This window comes from Bradyrhizobium sp. S69 (assembly GCF_009766005.1).
Classification (GTDB): domain Bacteria; phylum Pseudomonadota; class Alphaproteobacteria; order Rhizobiales; family Xanthobacteraceae; genus Bradyrhizobium.
The window spans coordinates 162,849-179,155 of record NZ_LMUK01000042.1 but is presented as its reverse complement, the minus strand read 5'-3'; the positions used below and the strand labels follow the sequence as shown (position 1 = coordinate 179,155).

The window sequence follows — 16,307 nt, the reverse complement described above, 5'->3', positions numbered from 1 at the left end:
TTGACACAGAACCCTGTGCATTCATGCGCTTAACGGCGGGATGGATGCGAAAGCCGCGCCGTGGCGCGGATATTGCTGGTACCCTGATGGGACGGAGAAACAGTATGAGTTTGGTGCAACTTGCGTAACGGACGTCCCATGGAAGTGTTTCTGGCGCAGCCGCGCGGATTTTGCGCCGGCGTCGTGCGTGCTATCGAGATCGTCGAGCGTGCGCTCGAGAAATATGGCCCGCCGGTCTATGTGCGCCATGAGATCGTGCACAACAAATACGTGGTCGAAAGCCTTAAAAACAAGGGCGCGATCTTCGTCGAGGACCTCTCGGAGGTGCCGCCCAAGGCGGTAACCGTGTTCAGCGCCCATGGCGTGGCCAGGAGCGTCGAGGAAGAGGCCGCTTCCCGCGGCCTGCCGGTGCTCAACGCCACCTGCCCGCTGGTGACCAAGGTCCACAACCAGGGCAAGCGCTATATGTCCAAGGGCCGGGCACTGATCCTGATCGGCCATGCCGGCCACCCCGAGGTCGAGGGAACCATGGGCCAGGTCCCGGGCCCCGTGGAACTGGTCCAGAACGTCGACGACGTGGCGGCGTTGACCTTGCCGGTGGACACCCCGGTGGCTTACATCACCCAGACCACCCTGAGCGTAGATGACACAAAGGACATAATTCTCGCCCTTCAGCAGCGGTTTAAAGATATTCAAGGCCCGGACATACGGGATATCTGCTATGCGACACAGAACCGCCAATCTGCGGTAAGGGACCTGAGCAAGCTCGTGGACGTTATCCTGGTGGTGGGGGCCACCAACAGTTCCAACTCAAACCGGCTGCGTGAAATCGGCACCGAGGTGGGTGTCGCGAGTTATTTGATTGCCGATGGCAGCGAGCTCAACCCGGACTGGCTGAAGGACGCAAAGGCCGTCGGCATCACCGCCGGCGCCTCGGCGCCGGAGGTTCTGGTCGATGACGTGATCGAGGCCTTGAAGCGCATCGGACCGGTCTCGGTCTCGGTGCTTCCGGGCCGGGAAGAAAACATTGAATTCCGGCTTCCGGCCGAACTGACAACGGGCTGATCTAGCATAGCGGGCTGACTAACCTCTCTACCTGAGTCCAGAAAGAAATTCGTAATGGCAATACCGTTCTTCAAGGAAATCAGTATCGGCGGCTATCTGATCAAGCAGAAGCTGCTGGGCCGAAAACGCTATCCGCTGGTGCTGATGCTCGAGCCGTTGTTCCGCTGCAACTTGGCCTGCGTCGGCTGCGGCAAGATCGACTATCCCGACGCGATCCTCAACCGCCGCATGTCGGCGCAGGAATGCTGGGATGCTGCCGACGAATGCGGCGCACCGATGGTGGCGATCCCCGGCGGCGAGCCGCTGATCCACAAGGACATCGGCGAGATCGTGCGCGGCCTCGTGGCGCGCAAGAAATTCGTCTCGCTGTGCACCAACGCGTTGCTGCTGGAAAAGAAGCTCGATCTGTTCGAGCCGTCGCCCTATCTGTTTTTCTCGGTGCATCTCGACGGCCTGAAGGAGCATCACGACAAGGCGGTCTCGCAGAAGGGTGTGTTCGATCGCGCGGTCTCGGCGATCAAGGCCGCGAAAGCACGCGGCTTCACCGTCAACGTCAACGCCACGATCTTCGACGGACACGCCGCCGAGGACATCGCCAAGTTCCTCGACTTCACCACCGAGCTCGGGGTCGGGGTTTCGATGTCGCCAGGCTACGCCTATGAGCGCGCGCCGGACCAGGAGCACTTCCTGAATCGGACCAAGACCAAGAAGCTGTTCCGCGACGTGTTCGCGCTCGGCAAGGGCAAGAAGTGGAACTTCATGCATTCCGGCCTGTTCCTGGACTTCCTCGCCGGCAACCAGAGCTATGAATGCACTCCGTGGGGCATGCCGGCGCGCAATATTTTCGGCTGGCAGAAGCCCTGCTATCTGCTCGGCGAAGGCTATACCAAGACCTTCAAGGAACTGATGGACACCACCGACTGGGACACCTACGGCACCGGCAAGTACGAGAAGTGCGCCGACTGCATGGCGCATTGCGGCTACGAGCCGACCGCGGCCAACGCAGCCCTCGTCAACCCGCTGAAGGCAATGTGGGTGGCGTTCCGCGGTGTCCGCACCACCGGTCCGATGGCGCCCGAAATCAACCTCGAACAGCAGCGCCCGGCGCAGTACATCTTCTCGGCCGAAGTGCAGAAGCGCCTGTCGGACATTCGCCGCGACGAGGCGGCGGCAGCGCAGTTGAAGGCACAGCAGAAGGCGTCAACGGCCGCCTGAAGCCGCACACTCGAAAAGCAAAACAGGGCGCGATGCGATCGCGCCCTGTTTTCGTTTGAGAACCAATTTTCGTTGGAGCGCCGGACCAGTGCCGCGTCGCCGGCCAAGCTTATGCCGCGGCTTTGAGGTCCACGGGGGCGAACGTCTCTTCGCCCAGCAGAAAGCTTCGGCAGCCGCGCAGGCTGCGCAGTGCGCGGTTGAAATCGATCCCGGTGGAGACCAAAGCGCGCAACGACAGCGGATTGCGCGCGACGCCGCGCAGAACCTTGCGCAGATCGATGTCGCCGTTCGGCTTGATCGCGCTCATCGCGATCGCCGGCAGCGCGCGGCTGGCGGGATCGCTGATGACGCGCAGGGCCGCGAATGGCAGGCCCACCTCGGCGGCATAGGCGGCTGCGATATGGCTTTCCATATCGACCGCCGCGGCACCGGTTGCCGACCACAGCGCGGCCTTGCCGGCGCGTGCCGCGATAACCTGTTCGACGCCCGCCAGACCGCCCCTGACGACGCGTCGGCGCTTCAGCGCGACGCTGGCGATCTGCTCCTCGTTGAGCGGCAGTTCGGCCAGCCAGCGCGCATCGCCGGCCAGCACTTCCGTCGCCACCACAATGTCGCCCGATTTCAACGTGGGATCCAACCCGCCGGCGACGCCGAAACTGATGACGCCCCTGAACGAGGTGGGGTCCAGCGTCGCAAGCAGCGCCCGCAATTGCCGGGGATCGCTGCTGCTGCAGATGACCGCCATCCCCGGGCCGGCCGCGATTCGCGCCTCCTGCACCAGTCCAGTCACAATCAGCACCGGCCGCGGGTCAACTCGATTGCCCGCGGACACCTCATCCCCCACCCCCAAATTCACATCCCGACCCCTACAACCCTGCTGTTGGTGCTGTTCAAATTTCGATACCGCGCAAGCGCCCAGAGCGGAAAGAACTTCGAATAGCCATGATATCTCAGATAAAACACCCGCGGAAAGCCTGTTGCCGTGTAACGCTGCTCGTCCCAGAGTCCTTTTTCGGTCTGTGTGCTTTTTAGGTACTCCACCCCGCGCAAAACTGCGGGATTTTCGACCTCGCCGACTGCCATTAGACCAAGCAAAGCCCATGCCGTTTGCGAGGCGGTGGTGGGCGCGCCATCGAATCCCTTGTAGTCGAGTCGGTAGCTGGTGGCATCCTCGCCCCAGCCGCCATCGGCGTTCTGGATCGACAGCAGCCAATCCGCCGCCTTGCGCATCATCGGGTCCTGGTGGCTCACGCCGACGGCATTGAGGGCGCACAGCACCGACCAGGTGCCGTAGACGTAATTGAGGCCCCATCGGCCATACCACGACCCTTCCGCGAGCTGGGTCCGCCGCAGATAGTCCACCCCGTCGGCAACCGATTTGCTGGTTTGCGCGGTCTCGCCGAGCTGGGCCAGCATCGAGATGCAGCGCGCCGTGACGTCCTCGGTCGGGGGGTCGAGCAGCGCGCCGTGATCCGAGAACGGGATATTGTTGAGATAATATTCGAGATTGTTGACGTCGAACGCGGCCCAGCCGCCATCGCGGCTTTGCATGCCCTCGATCCACTCGCGGCCGCGGGCGATCGCGGTATCAAATTCGTGGCTGCGCGAGGCGCGCTGCGCGCGGTCCATCGCCATCACCACGACGGCGGTATCGTCGAGATCCGGATAGTAGTCGTTGTTGTATTGAAAGGCCCAGCCGCCGGGCCGGACGTTCGGGCTCTTCACCGCCCAATCGCCTTTGACGTCCAGGACCTGCCTCGGCAGCAGCCAGTCGAGCCCAGCTTTGGCGGAAGGCAACGCCTCTTCACCGCCGGCTTCGAGCATCGCGTGACAGGTCAGCGCCGTGTCCCACACCGGCGACACGCAAGGCTGGCAATAGGCCTCGTGTTCGCCGATCACCAGAAGCTTGTCGAGCCCCCGCCGCGTCACCGCCCGGGGCGGATAATCCGCCGGCTTGCCGAGCACCTCGTACATCATCACGGTGTTGGCCATCGGCGGATAAATCGCGCCAAGGCCGTCTTCGCCGTTCAGGCGTTCCTCGACAAACGCCACCGCGCTGTCGATGGCGCGGGCCCGCAGCTTCTTGGGAAACAGCGGCTCGATCACCCGCAGCACGCTGTCAAGGCCGCGGAACAGCAGGAACCAGCCCCAGCTTTGGTGCGGCGCCTTGGCGGTCATGCGGATCGAATGCGGCGGCTGCAGGAACAATTCATCGATGCCGACGCCGCTGGCGTTCCGGGCGCGGGGTTTCAGCGCCGCCAGCACCATCAGCGGCACGATCGTGGTGCGCGCCCAGTACGAAATCTTGTTGAGATGGAATGGCGACCACATCGGCAGCAGCATGATCTCGACCGGCAGCACCGGCACGCTGCGCCAGGTCAGCACCCCGAACATCGCCAGCATGAAGCGGGTGAAAACGTTGCTGTGGATCGCGCCGCCGCGGCTGTGGATCGCCTCGCGCGCCCGCGCCATGTGCGGCGCATCGATCGGCTCGCCGATCATCTTCAGCGCGAAATAGGCCTTCACGCTGGCGCTCATGTCGAAATCGCCCTCGTGCACCAGCGGCCAGCCGCCATGCGCGCCCTGAACCCGGCGCAGGTAATTGGCGATCTTGCCTTCCAGCACGGTGTCGACCGGCTCGCCCAGATAATGGCGCAGCAGCACATATTCGGCCGGGATGGTGCAATCGGCCTCGAGCTCGAACACCCAATGTCCGTCCGCCTGCCGCAGGTCGAGCAGCGCCCGGGTCGCCGATTGGATGCTCGCCTCCAAAGCGGCATCGGGTCCAATGCCAACGCTGTCAGTGCCGGAAGCCATTTTGCTCGACATCCCTGTCATTGTCCGTGCCCGGCCCTCTCGGAGCCGTCCGTTGCATCAGCGATCAAGCCTGCCGCGAGGCAAGCACCAGGTCGGCGGCGCGATCGCCCGACCGGACCGATCCCTCAATGGTGGCCGGCAACCCCGTATCAGTCCAGTCGCCGGCAAGAAACAGGTTTTTCCATGCGGTCGACGCGCCCGGCCGCAGCGCGTTCTGCTCCGGCGTGGCCTCGAATGTCGCGCGGCGCTCGCGCACGATCTGCCAGGGCGGCAGTTCGCCCTGCACCCCACCGGCCTTGCAGATATCCCGCCAAATCGCCTGCGCCAGTTCCTCGCGCGGCATATCCACCAGGCGGTCGGCGCCGCTGATGGTGATCGACAGCCGCTGCGGGAAGGCGAATAGCCATTCCACCAGACCCCCGACGACGCCGAGGATCGGAGGCAAGTCCTTGGGCGGATCGAAGCGGAAATGCGCATTGACGATGGCGCGGAATTTCGACGGCGTTTTCAGGCCCGGCAGCAAGGCGGCCGCGGGACGCGGCGGCACTGCCATCACCACCATATCGTCCGCGCCGAGCGCAATCACGTCGTCGCCGAAATTCAGCTCGCTGATGCGCTCGGCCGATTTGCCGAACGCGCGCAATTCGTGGCCAAACTGGATACTGGCGCCCTTGGCTTGCAGCAGCCTGATCGCGGGCTCGACCAGCACCGCGCTCAGCCCTTCGCGCGCGATCAGTGGCCGGCAGGCCTGTCCCCCCGCCAGCAGCGTTTCCCGCACGATCGCGCCGGCAAGCCCCGCCGATCCCTCGGGCGGATCGACATTGAGCGCGGCCAAAAGCAGCGGTTGCACCAGCCGCTGGTAGAGCGTGCCCTCGCAGGGAATGGTATCGCCAACGAGCTTGCTTTGCCCCGCCCAGATCAGCGGCGCCAGCTTCAAATAATCCAGCAAACCGGTGTCGGGTACCCGGCGCGCCGGGTCCAACACCCACAATGGCAGCCGACCGTCGCCGAGATCGAGCTGCCAGCGCCGGCCCGTCGCGATATCGACGAATGGAAATTGCGCGCGCTTCGGCCCGACCAGCCCCGCCTCGGTGCCGATCGATCTGGCATAGGCAAGCGCGTGGCGGTTGCCCGAGAGCAAGAGATGGTTGCCGTTATCGATCGTGAGATTGGTCGCCGCGTCGAAATAGGACCGGCAGCGGCCGCCCGCCTGTTGCGTGGCCTCGTGGACGTGCACCTTGTAATTCGCGCCTGCCAGCCGAACGGCTGCCGACAGGCCTGAAATCCCAGCGCCGATGATATGAACGTTCTTTTGCATCAGATGAAAGCGTAGCGAAGGATAATGGCGATGCGGGTCATCTTGTCGACGCGCACTGCCGACCGCGGCAACGCGAAGCCTCTTACAACCAGCAATTCGAGAATCGCCCGATAATATTTCGACATGATCCTCGGCGCCCGCACCACGCGCCGGGAACTGCGACGCATGACGTCGTCGGCTTTGGCGAAATGCGCCCGCGCCCGCTCCACCAGCGGCGCGCAGACTTTCGGCAGCGCCGGATCGGCAATGACCTTGAACGGATCGTTGGACGTTATTCCCGCATGCAGCAGGCCCTCGAGCGGCAGATAGAGCCGGCCGATGCCGGCGTCCTCATCGATATCGCGCAGGATATTGGTCAATTGCAACGCACGACCGAGATGATAGGCGAGCAGGATGCCGTCGTCCTCGGCAAGGCCGAACACCCGCACCGACAACCGTCCGACCGCGCTCGCCACCCGGTCGCAATACAGATCGAGCGTCGCGAGATCCGGCGCACGGATATCCTGCGGGATATCCATCTCCATGCCGTCGATGATGGCGATGAAATCCTCGCGCTTCAGGTTGAAGCGACGAACCGAGGCGACGTAATCCTGCAACCGCGGCGGTGGATGGCCCTGATACAGCGCGTCGATATCATCGCGCCATTGCTGGATCGCGGCTAGCCGTTCGGGCCGCGGTCCGTCGGAATCGGCGATATCGTCGACCTGTCGGCAAAAGCTGTAGATCTGAAACATCGCCTCGCGCTGTTCGCGAGGCAATATCCGCATCGCGGCGTAAAACGAACTGCCGGACGCCGCCGCGCCGTCGCTTGGATTGGCAACCGCGGTATCGAGTGTCATGCGCCGGCCGCCGGATTGGACACGGGCCGGCGACCGACCGCGCGACGCGCCGTCTCGCTCGCCATCCCGCCAACGCTGTGGGCCAGCAGTTCGATCGGGCCGAGATGGACCTTCTCGCTCAGGGGATCGCGCACCTTGAGCATCCGCACGATCCTGTCGGCAAAACTCTGGATCACCGATATCTCTAGCCCGAGCCGAAAATCCCTGACTTCCCCGCCCAGCGATCTGCTGTCATTGAGCAGGCCCTCGGTACGCGCCGCGAGCGAATGCAAGCATTGCAACAGCGGCGCCGGCGCCTGCGCCTGCCCAAGCTGCTCGACCGAAGCTCCCGCTGCCGCCAGCGCATCGCGCGGGAGATAGACGCGGTTGAGATCGCGAAAATCCTTGCCGCAGTCCTGAAGGTGATTGTTGATCTGCAGGCCGGCGCACAGCGCGTCAGAAGCAGCCCAGGTCGAAATGCTCTCGCCGTGGACGTCGAGCATGAAACGCCCGACCGGCATCGCCGAGTAGCGGCAGTAGTGGATCACTTCGTCCCAATTCTCGTAACGAAGCTTGGTCACATCCATCCGAAACGCGACCAGGACGTCGAGCGCATGGCGCGGCGGCATCGAACGTTCCGCCAGCGCGTTGCGCAGATTGACGGCCTCGGGCTGGGTATCGCCCTTGCCGAGCAATTCGGCTTCGAGCAGATCGAGATAGGCCAATTTGTCGCGTTCGCCGAGCGTCGCATGATCGGCGATGTCGTCCGCGGTCCTGACGAAATTATAGAACGCGAGAATCAGCGCCCGGTGACGCCGGTGAATGATCCATGACGCGACGGGAAAATTCTCGTCGCGATGGGTTTTTCCGGATCGCAGTTCGCTCGCGGTGGTCATCAAGAACGGGCTACATTCATCGGGGTGAATTCGCGCGCACCGATGATCCGCGCATGCGGACGGAACGCGAACCCCATATAGGGGAATACGCCGGCAAAACCAATGCTGTCTGCGATCGCTCGCAAACCAGGCCGCGTCCGAAATTAACCCTGTGACGGGCCTGCGGCGGCGATGACCCGATGCCGATAAGGCCTACTGCCCGTGATTTTTCAGCACCAGGTCGCAGGCTTTCGAAATCTTCGGCCGGTTTTGCTGAAGGCAGGCCAGGATGGTGAAATCGCCCTGGTCTATCACCGCGCGGCAGTAGCGCTGAACATCGCGCGAGCAGGCCGCCTGCTCATCCGCGGTACCGCTGCGCTGCTGGGCGAGCGCACCGGTGGAAACCGAAATCGACAGCAGGGAGACTGCGAGAAAAAACTTATACATCGTGTTCCTTCAATGTAACCGCGGAGAATACCTATCCGGATAGCATGGTGCTGAACCGAAAAGATGATTCAGATTGCGAGCGCCACGAACCGCAGCGACGAATAAACCAAAAGCGCTGGTAAATGCGGCCAAATTTACGGCGACCGCAACCCGAATACCCGGCTCCGCGCATCAACTCAACAATGCTCGCAATTATTTGATATCAAAAGGCTATTTGCCTTCGAGCTTTTCACGGCCGGCCGCTTGCGACCAAAGGCCGCCATTTAAGCCGTGCGCTCCCTCGTGAAATCGGTGAATATCTGAAGCTTTTTGACAACACCGAGCAAAAAAATACAATTCAAGGGCGTCCGGTTCGTGTCATTTCAGCCGACGATCCGGCAGTGACGGCCGGTCGGCGGCATTTTGCGACACGCCGGGCGACTTGGCATTGAACCTTGGAGAGTACTGCGACACTAAACCTTCGGTGCGGCGCGACATAATCTTGCAACATGGCGTCAATTTTAATCGGGAAAATTCAACATGAAACTTTCTGTTTCCGGCTTGTTTGGACAGGCCATCAAGGCAGCGGCCGTGTGCGCCGCGCTGATGTTGTCGATGTCGGCGAGCCACGCCCAGTCGAGCCCTTTTGCGGGCTTTAACGGATCGTGGTCTGGCACCGGCACGGTTTCGCTTTCCGACGGAACCACCGAACACATCCGATGCAAGGCCGACTACAAGGTCAACGGCAGCGGCCTGAACCTGAAGCAGAGCCTGCATTGCGCCAGCGACAGCTACAAATTCGACCTGAGCAGCGACGTGACCAGCCAGGGCGACCGCATCTCCGGCAATTGGAGCGAGGCGAGCCGGAATGTTTTCGGCAATCTGCAGGGCACCGCGGGCGGAGGTCAGATCGACGTGTTCGTCGAGGCTTCAGGCTTTGCCGCGAACCTGACCTTGCGGACCACTGGCAACCGACAGACCGTTCAGATCAGTTCCAAGGGCGATATCCGCGGCGTGAACATCACCCTGGTCAAGAGCTGACACCGCTTTTTCCAGAACGCATCGCGACAAACAAAATCCCCGTTCCGATCAAATCGGAACGGGGATTTTGTTTGGCCGGTCAAGCTCTATGATGCCGAGGTCCCATCGGCCGGCTTGGCGTGGCGGCCGGTTCCGCGAATCCGATCCGACAGGTTGATCAGGAACATCGCGGTCGGCCGCAGGATGAAGAGGTCCGCGACCAAGGCCGAGACCATCGCGAACGCGCTGAGCCATCCGAACAGGCGCAGCGACGGCAGATCGGAAAACACCGTCACCACCAGGCCGCAGGCCAGCACCACCGTGGTCAGGATCAACGCCGGGCCAACCAACACGGTCGCGCGCTCGACCGCGAGTTCCGGACTGACGCCCGGCGTCGACTCGAGCCTCAGCCTGTTGAGGAAGTGGATCGTCGCACTCAGGCCCAGGCCAAACGACACGGTGAGCGCGACAACGCTGGCGAACTGCAGCCCTTCCCCGAGAACATACAACAGCGTACCCGACAGCACGACCGGGAAGATGCCGGGCAGGATGCAGGACAACATCACGACCACCGAACGGAACGCGAGCCCGATGAAGACCGCGACCAGCACGAACTCGACCGTCAGCCCGCGATTGAGCTTTTCGATCATGCTGGCGCTGTTGCGCGCGGCAATGGCGGAAAGGCCGGTGACGGCGATCTCGTATCCAGGATGCTTGGTCCGGATGCTGTCCAGCGCGCCATCGAGCTTTTCGACCACCGGCAATATCCGGCTCGAATCCAGATCCGGCACCCGGCCCGACACCACGACCGCCTTTTGATCGGCCGAAATGAAGCGTCGCACCAGATGCTCCGGGATCAGATTGACGTATTCCTTCAACGTCGCGACATCGGAACTGCCGGCTTTTTCGGCAAGCCAGCGCCGCAGCGTCTCCAGCGACCACACGTTGCCGACGCCGGCGGCGGCTTCGACGGTCGAGTGAACATCCGCGATCGTCTGTAGGGTCTCCGGCGAATAGAGCGTTTCGTCCTTGGGCAGTTCGATCAGGACGTCGATCGGATTGGCGCCGGTCAGCTTGGCGTCGAGCCGGCCACTTGCCGCCACCGCCTGCTGCTTGTCCGGCACCTGATCGGCCAGCCGGTACCGCGGCTGCAAATTGGCGTAAACAAACCCGAGGCCCGCGACCAAAATCACGGCGATCAGGCTGAACAGCCCGGGCCGGCTGACCATGCGCACCGCGATCCAGTAGCAGAAATTGCGCAATGCCTGCACGCCGGCGTCGGCGCCCTGGAACTTCACGGCGAACTGCTTTTCGTTGCGCACCAGCAGCACCCCGAAAACCGGCACCAGCGAAAGCACCGCGATCAGCGCAATGATGGTCGCCGCCAGCCCCGCTTCGCCGAATTTCCGGATCAGGTCGGAATCCGAGAATTGCAGGGCGATGAACGATATCCCAGCGGTGCCGTGGGTGAGCACGCAGGCCGGTCCGACCACCAGCACGGCGTTCTTGAACGCGGTGTATTTGTCCTGACCGGCGATCAGACGGTCACGCGCCGCGAAGGTCAGCTGCATCGAGTCCGAAAAACTGATCACCATGATCAGCGGCGTCATCACGTTCAGGAACATGTTGAGATTGAAATTAGCCCATCCGAGCACGCCGAGCGCCAGCAGGATCGCAATCATCGGCGGGAACGCGGCCACCACCATGAACGACCACTTGCGGAAGAAGATGATCGCGATGATACAGCCGGCGAGGATACCGAGGATGTTGTAGGTCAGTCCGTCGCGTTCGACCGCGTTGCGGATCTCGAGCTGCATGACGGGGACGCCCGACAATTCGGCGTTGAGCCCGCTGCCTTTGAGATCATCGGCCATCAGCTTTCGGATATCGCCGACCGTCTTGCCGAGCTTGCTGCTTGCGACCACGTCGGGCTCGAGCGACAGCACGATCAGCGCCAAGGTGCCGTCTTCGGACAACAGCTTGCCGCGAATGATCTCGTTGCTTTTGACGGTCTCGATGAATTTGTCGTAGTCGGCACCTTGCGGCAGCTCACTCGGAAACAGGGCTGCGGGCAGCTTGCCCGGCGCCGGCGCCTGCCGCGCCGAGAACAGCGAAATCAGGCCGCGCGTGCCGTCAACCAGTTGCAGGTCGGTGACGAGATCGCGCAGCTTCCCCAGATTGTCGCGCGCCAGCAGCGTCTTGCCTTCGACCACGACCAGCACATCGAATTCGGTCGCCGGAAAACGCTTGGTTTCCGCTTCGTACTGCTTGTAGTCCTTGGAATTGGAGCGGAACAACTGGCTCAGCGAATCGTCGATCTTGATGCGCTGGATGCCGAAGATCGCACCGACGATCAGGGCGACGAGGATGATGCAGGACAGGATCGGCGCCCGAACCGCGAACAGGCCGATGCGCTCCAGCCCGAAGGCGATGCTCAGCCCCTTCGGCGGCTGCTCGATCGTGTCGGTATGGACCTCACTGTCTCTGTTCTTTTCGAGCATGGCCTATCCGATTCTCACATCAGGTCAGTTTGTATAGCTTAAGTTCCGGGGCGCGAACGAGGCCTGGATCGGCCGTGGATGATCGCCGCTAGCCCTTGAAAACAATACGGAAAATTTATTAAAGCGGTTTAGCAGGTCTCGGTGCCCTCTCGCAAGCGCGCCGCGACGCACAAATCGATAGCAAGCCGGGATAATGGCCTCAAGTCGCCGCATTGTCAGGCGCGCTCGCCGCGATGCGCTGCGGCTTTCCGCCGCCGCTTTCGTCTGGGGGAACCTCGCTACTCCGCGGGAACAGAGGCTTCCTGCAGCTTGAGCGAGTAGTAGGACGCATTGGTCTGTCCGCCCGACGCATCGCGGGCGAAATTGATCAGATGATGCGCGACCATGATCGAGGCGATCAGGTACTCGATCTCGCCACGCGCCAGACGCCGCAGCGCGAACTTCCAGAATTCGCGCTTGTAGTCGCCGAGGATGCCGACCTTCCAGAAGATATTGCGCAGCATCGTCAGGCCGAGCTTGATGTTCTTCCAGGTTGCCTGTTGTGGCGTCCGCGGACGTAACCGCTTCGGATAGGTCTCGCGGATCTGGTATTCGTAGCGCTCCAGCAGCTTCGCCGGCTCGTAGGCGCTGCCCATGCAGGCGCGCCAGGTGGCGACGACATCCTCGTAAGGCAAGAAAAAGTCGACGTTGGAATCCCGGCCCTCATCCTCGATCAGCCGGTTCTCGCGCTTCAGGCGATCCCACAGCGGCGTCTTCGGCAGCGCCTGCAATAGGTTGATGGTCAGAAGCGGGATCTGTGACGCGTCGATGAATTCCAGCAGATGCGATCCGGTCTCGGGCTTGTCGGTGTCGAGGCCGAGGATGATGCCGGACACCACCTCCATACCGAAACTGTTGAGGGTCTGGATCGCTTCCATGATGGGAACCATCATGTTGTGATCCTTGTGCATTGCCTTCAGCGCTACTGGATCCGGGGTCTCGATGCCGCAGAAAATGGTGCCGAAGAATGCCTCGCGCATGCCCGCCAGGATTTCCGGGCGCTTGGCGATATTGAGCGTGGCCTCGCAGGAGAAGCGCAGCACATAGCCGGTCTTCTTCTGCCACTCGATCAAATGCGGCAGCAAATCGAGCGCGGCCTTGCGGTTGCCGATGAAATTGTCATCGACGAAATAGACCGAGCCCATGATGCCGCATTCCAAGAGCTTGTCGAGCTCGGCGGTGATCTGCTGCGGGCTCTTGAGCCGCGGATTGCGGCCATAGAGCCCGGGGATGTCGCAGAACTCGCACTGATAGGGACAGCCGCTCGAATACTGGATGCTGCCGAGGAAATATCTCGGGATGTCGGCGAGTTCATAAGCCGGAATCGGAAACTGGGTCATGTCGAGGCGGTCGGCGGTCTTCAGCACCACCTGCTGCTCGGGCCGCGATGGATCGCGCGCCAGCCGCGCAATCAGGTCGTTGGTGGCGTCGCCGAGTTCGCCGACATGGAGATAGTCGAACGAGGGATAATAGTCCGGACAGGCGCTGACCGAGGGTCCGCCGATCGCGACCGCCAGATCGTAGGCATGCGCGCGGCGGCAGATATCGTTCATCTGCGGACGCTGGATATGCATGCCGCTCACCAGCACCGCTTCCGCCCATTCGAAATCTTCCGGCGTGGCGGCCCGGATGTTCTCGTCGATGAAGCGGACCGGCCAATGCTCGGGCAGATAGGCCGCGATCAAGAGCAGCCCCTGCGGGGGCATGAAGGCCTGCACGCCGTCGGTCAGGGGATAGGAATATTCGAACGTGCCGAACGAAGACGTGTAGCGCGGGAATACGCAGAGAATCCGCCGGGCGTTTCCTGTGCCTTGAGCTCGCATTGAGTTTCCTCTGCCGCTACAAATCGGTAGTGGCTTGATAGTGAAGCACGTTCAACGCTGGGCCACAAATTCTTCAACATTGTGGCAGCGGCGTTGTTCAATGGCCATGTTGTTCGGCAGCGTTGTTATTCAAGAGCCTCGTCCATCAAGAGCCTTACGGATCAAATGATTTGTTGGAGATATCGCTCCGGTGTTCCGATCTTCAGGACAAAAGCCGCCTCAAGCGATAGGCCGCGAGGCGAAATCCGGTAACAGGAAAGTGCGGAGCGCTGCCCGGTCTCGAAATACGTGACATTGCCGCCGACCGCCCCCTCGCCCGCCCCACGCAAGCCGACGGTGTTCTGAAAGCGCGTGGCGATCTCACGTTTCTTCGCTATCCGGATCGGACCCTGGCTGTGCACAGGCTTTTGAGACCCACCGCGCCCTTTGCGGCCAAGGGACGCACCCGACCACCGCCATGAACGCTCCTCTTTTCCCTTAAGTGATTGATATTTATCGAAATTCTAATGTCACAAATGGTAGGTAAATTAAGGATTTATCCATCAAAGCTCTGCATAATTTTTAGACGGCAGAGCATGCGGTGTCATTGAAGAGACCGTGATGCCCCAACAAACACATTTCCCCATAACCACTTTTCCGTCAGGACCCCCATGTCCAAGCTTTCGCTTGCGGCCAAGTTATATGCCATCTTCGGCCTGTTCGCGGTCCTGATCGCGGCGATCACGGCACTATCGGACTACAACTCCCGCCGCAGCGCCGAACTGATGGATGCCGTCGAGACAGCCAGCCGCGCCGCGCTCAACGTCCAGCGCGTCAATTCGCTGGTTTACGCGATCGTGATGGAATCCCGCGGCGTCTACATGTCGACGGACAAAGCCGGCGCCGGCAAGTTCGGCGAAGGGCTGCTCACGTTCAACGGACAGCTTCTGGCCGTGGTCGCGAACTGGGAACAACTGGTCCAGGCCGATGATTCCGCGCAGTTCGCGGTTTTCCGGAAGCGAATCGATCAGTTCGTCGACTTCCGCAAGGAACTGGTTCGCCGTGGCGTCGAGATCGGTCCGGCCGCCGGACGCGAGTGGGGCGACAACGACGCCAACCGCGAGGTGCGGGCCGCACTCAACAAGGACCTCGACGCGCTTTCGAAGGTCTATGCCGAACGCAGCAAGCGATTGGCGCAACAGACCGATGCCAACCACGAACTCGCCGTTGTCCTGACCTGCCTCGGCGGCCTGGCGCTCGGCGTGGTCGTGATCGGCGTGCTGATCATCGCCCGCTCGATCGCGCGGCCGCTGTCGGTCATCACCACGACCATCAAGCAGGTCGCGGACGGCGCCGACAATGTCGAGGTTCCCCACACCACGCGCGCCGACGAGATCGGCGCCCTGGCGCGCGCGATCCAGATCTTCAAGGAGGCCATGGACCGCAACCGCAATCTCAATTCGCAGGTCTTGCAGGATTCCGAATCGCGCGAACAACGAACCCGCCACATCGAAAAATCGGTCGAGGCTTTCCAGGGGGCGATGAGAGGCGTGGTGAGCGCCGTCACCGCCAGCGCCTCGTCGATGCGCGACACCGCGCAGTCCATCGCCAAGGTGGCTTCGGACGCGAGCGGACAGGCAGCGGTGGCCGCCGGCGCGACCGAGCAGGCCTCCCGCAGCGTCAATGCGGTCGCGGGTGCCGCCGAAGAGCTGTCGGCATCGGTCGAGGAAATCAGCCGGCAGGTCCGTCAGTCCGCCAGCGTGGTCGAGCAGACCGGCCAGCGAACCGACAAGTCGGTGGCCGAGATCGAGAGCCTCGCGGCGGCGACCCAGCGCATCGACGGCGTCCTCAGCCTGATCCAGGCCATTGCCGAACAGACCAATCTCTTGGCGCTCAATGCCACGATCGAAGCCGCCCGCGCCGGCGACGCCGGCCGCGGCTTCGCGGTGGTGGCGCACGAGGTCAAGGCGCTGGCCGAGCAGACCGCGAAAGCGACCTCCGAAATCGGCCAGAACGTCAGCATGATCCAGAGCTCGACGCGCAGTGCGGTCGAGGCCGTGCGCGAGATCGGCAGCGCCGTGCGCGACATCAATGAAGTCACCTCGAACATCGCCGGCGCCGTCGGGCAACAGGATGCCGCGACCCGCGAGATCTCCGTGAATGCGCAGATGGCCGCGCAGGGCAACGAGACGCTGGTGGGCAATATTGGTTCGCTCAGCGCTGCGATCGGCGAGACCACCAGGGCCGCGGGCTCCGTGCTCTCGGCCTCCACCGATCTCACGTCGACGGCGGAAATCCTGTCGCGCGAGGTCGAACAATTCTTCCGCGATCTTCGCGCCGATCCGCATGGCGAAGCTGCACCGCGGTCGGTCGCCGCGGCCGGCTAAAGCGATAGCGCGCAAGCCTGCGCG

12 protein-coding genes are annotated in these 16,307 nt (G+C 62.4%); 4 read left to right on the top strand and 8 right to left on the bottom strand.

Annotated elements, in window-relative coordinates:
* The first annotated feature begins 138 nt into the window (after positions 1-138).
* Both ispH and hpnH read left to right on the top strand, forming a co-directional pair.
* A complete protein-coding gene (gene ispH, locus GSQ88_RS21000; RefSeq protein ID WP_159009663.1) occupies positions 139-1,065 on the top strand; it encodes a 4-hydroxy-3-methylbut-2-enyl diphosphate reductase in 927 nt (308 codons plus the stop codon).
* A 54-nt stretch (positions 1,066-1,119) separates the two neighbouring features.
* On the top strand, positions 1,120-2,280 hold the full coding sequence (gene hpnH / locus GSQ88_RS20995; RefSeq protein WP_159009662.1) for an adenosyl-hopene transferase HpnH: 1,161 nt from the start codon (positions 1,120-1,122) through the stop codon (positions 2,278-2,280).
* Between the two features lie 109 nt (positions 2,281-2,389).
* On the opposite strand, the gene GSQ88_RS20990 is transcribed toward hpnH, so the two are convergent.
* The 6 genes from GSQ88_RS20990 to GSQ88_RS20965 form a co-directional block, all read right to left on the bottom strand.
* Entirely contained in the window at positions 2,390-3,136 is a 747-nt protein-coding gene (locus GSQ88_RS20990; RefSeq protein WP_159009661.1) for a phosphorylase, read from the bottom strand.
* Positions 3,133-5,097: a squalene--hopene cyclase gene (gene shc, locus GSQ88_RS20985; protein ID WP_174248074.1), complete on the bottom strand. Its 1,965-nt coding sequence runs from the start codon at positions 5,095-5,097 to the stop codon at positions 3,133-3,135. The genes GSQ88_RS20990 and shc overlap by 4 nt, the downstream gene beginning before the upstream one ends.
* A 64-nt stretch (positions 5,098-5,161) precedes the next feature.
* Positions 5,162-6,415 (bottom strand): hydroxysqualene dehydroxylase HpnE, encoded by a 1,254-nt coding sequence (hpnE, locus tag GSQ88_RS20980; RefSeq protein WP_159009659.1) that lies wholly within the window; start codon positions 6,413-6,415, stop codon positions 5,162-5,164.
* A complete protein-coding gene (gene hpnD / locus GSQ88_RS20975) occupies positions 6,415-7,254 on the bottom strand; it encodes a presqualene diphosphate synthase HpnD (protein ID WP_159009658.1) in 840 nt (279 codons plus the stop codon). Before hpnD ends, hpnE begins: the two co-directional genes overlap by 1 nt.
* The gene (gene hpnC / locus GSQ88_RS20970) at positions 7,251-8,129 is read right to left on the bottom strand and encodes a squalene synthase HpnC (protein ID WP_159009657.1); all 879 of its coding nucleotides are present in this window, start codon (positions 8,127-8,129) and stop codon (positions 7,251-7,253) included. The genes hpnD and hpnC overlap by 4 nt, the downstream gene beginning before the upstream one ends.
* A 192-nt stretch (positions 8,130-8,321) precedes the next feature.
* A complete protein-coding gene (locus GSQ88_RS20965; protein WP_159009656.1) occupies positions 8,322-8,555 on the bottom strand; it encodes a hypothetical protein in 234 nt (77 codons plus the stop codon).
* Between the two features lie 519 nt (positions 8,556-9,074).
* On the opposite strand from GSQ88_RS20965, the gene GSQ88_RS20960 reads away from it, so the two are divergent.
* Positions 9,075-9,575: a hypothetical protein gene (locus GSQ88_RS20960; protein WP_159009655.1), complete on the top strand. Its 501-nt coding sequence runs from the start codon at positions 9,075-9,077 to the stop codon at positions 9,573-9,575.
* Between the two features lie 86 nt (positions 9,576-9,661).
* Here GSQ88_RS20960 and GSQ88_RS20955 read toward each other — a convergent pair whose 3' ends face one another.
* Both GSQ88_RS20955 and GSQ88_RS20950 read right to left on the bottom strand, forming a co-directional pair.
* Positions 9,662-12,055 (bottom strand): efflux RND transporter permease subunit, encoded by a 2,394-nt coding sequence (locus GSQ88_RS20955; RefSeq protein ID WP_159009654.1) that lies wholly within the window; start codon positions 12,053-12,055, stop codon positions 9,662-9,664.
* Between the two features lie 278 nt (positions 12,056-12,333).
* Positions 12,334-13,917 carry a B12-binding domain-containing radical SAM protein gene (locus GSQ88_RS20950; protein ID WP_159009653.1) on the bottom strand — a complete coding sequence of 528 codons (1,584 nt, stop codon included), beginning with the start codon at positions 13,915-13,917 and terminating at the stop codon, positions 12,334-12,336.
* 650 nt (positions 13,918-14,567) lie between these two features.
* Between GSQ88_RS20950 and GSQ88_RS20945 the strand changes: the two genes are divergently transcribed.
* The gene (locus tag GSQ88_RS20945) at positions 14,568-16,283 is read left to right on the top strand and encodes a methyl-accepting chemotaxis protein (protein ID WP_159009652.1); all 1,716 of its coding nucleotides are present in this window, start codon (positions 14,568-14,570) and stop codon (positions 16,281-16,283) included.
* Positions 16,284-16,307: the final 24 nt, after the last annotated feature.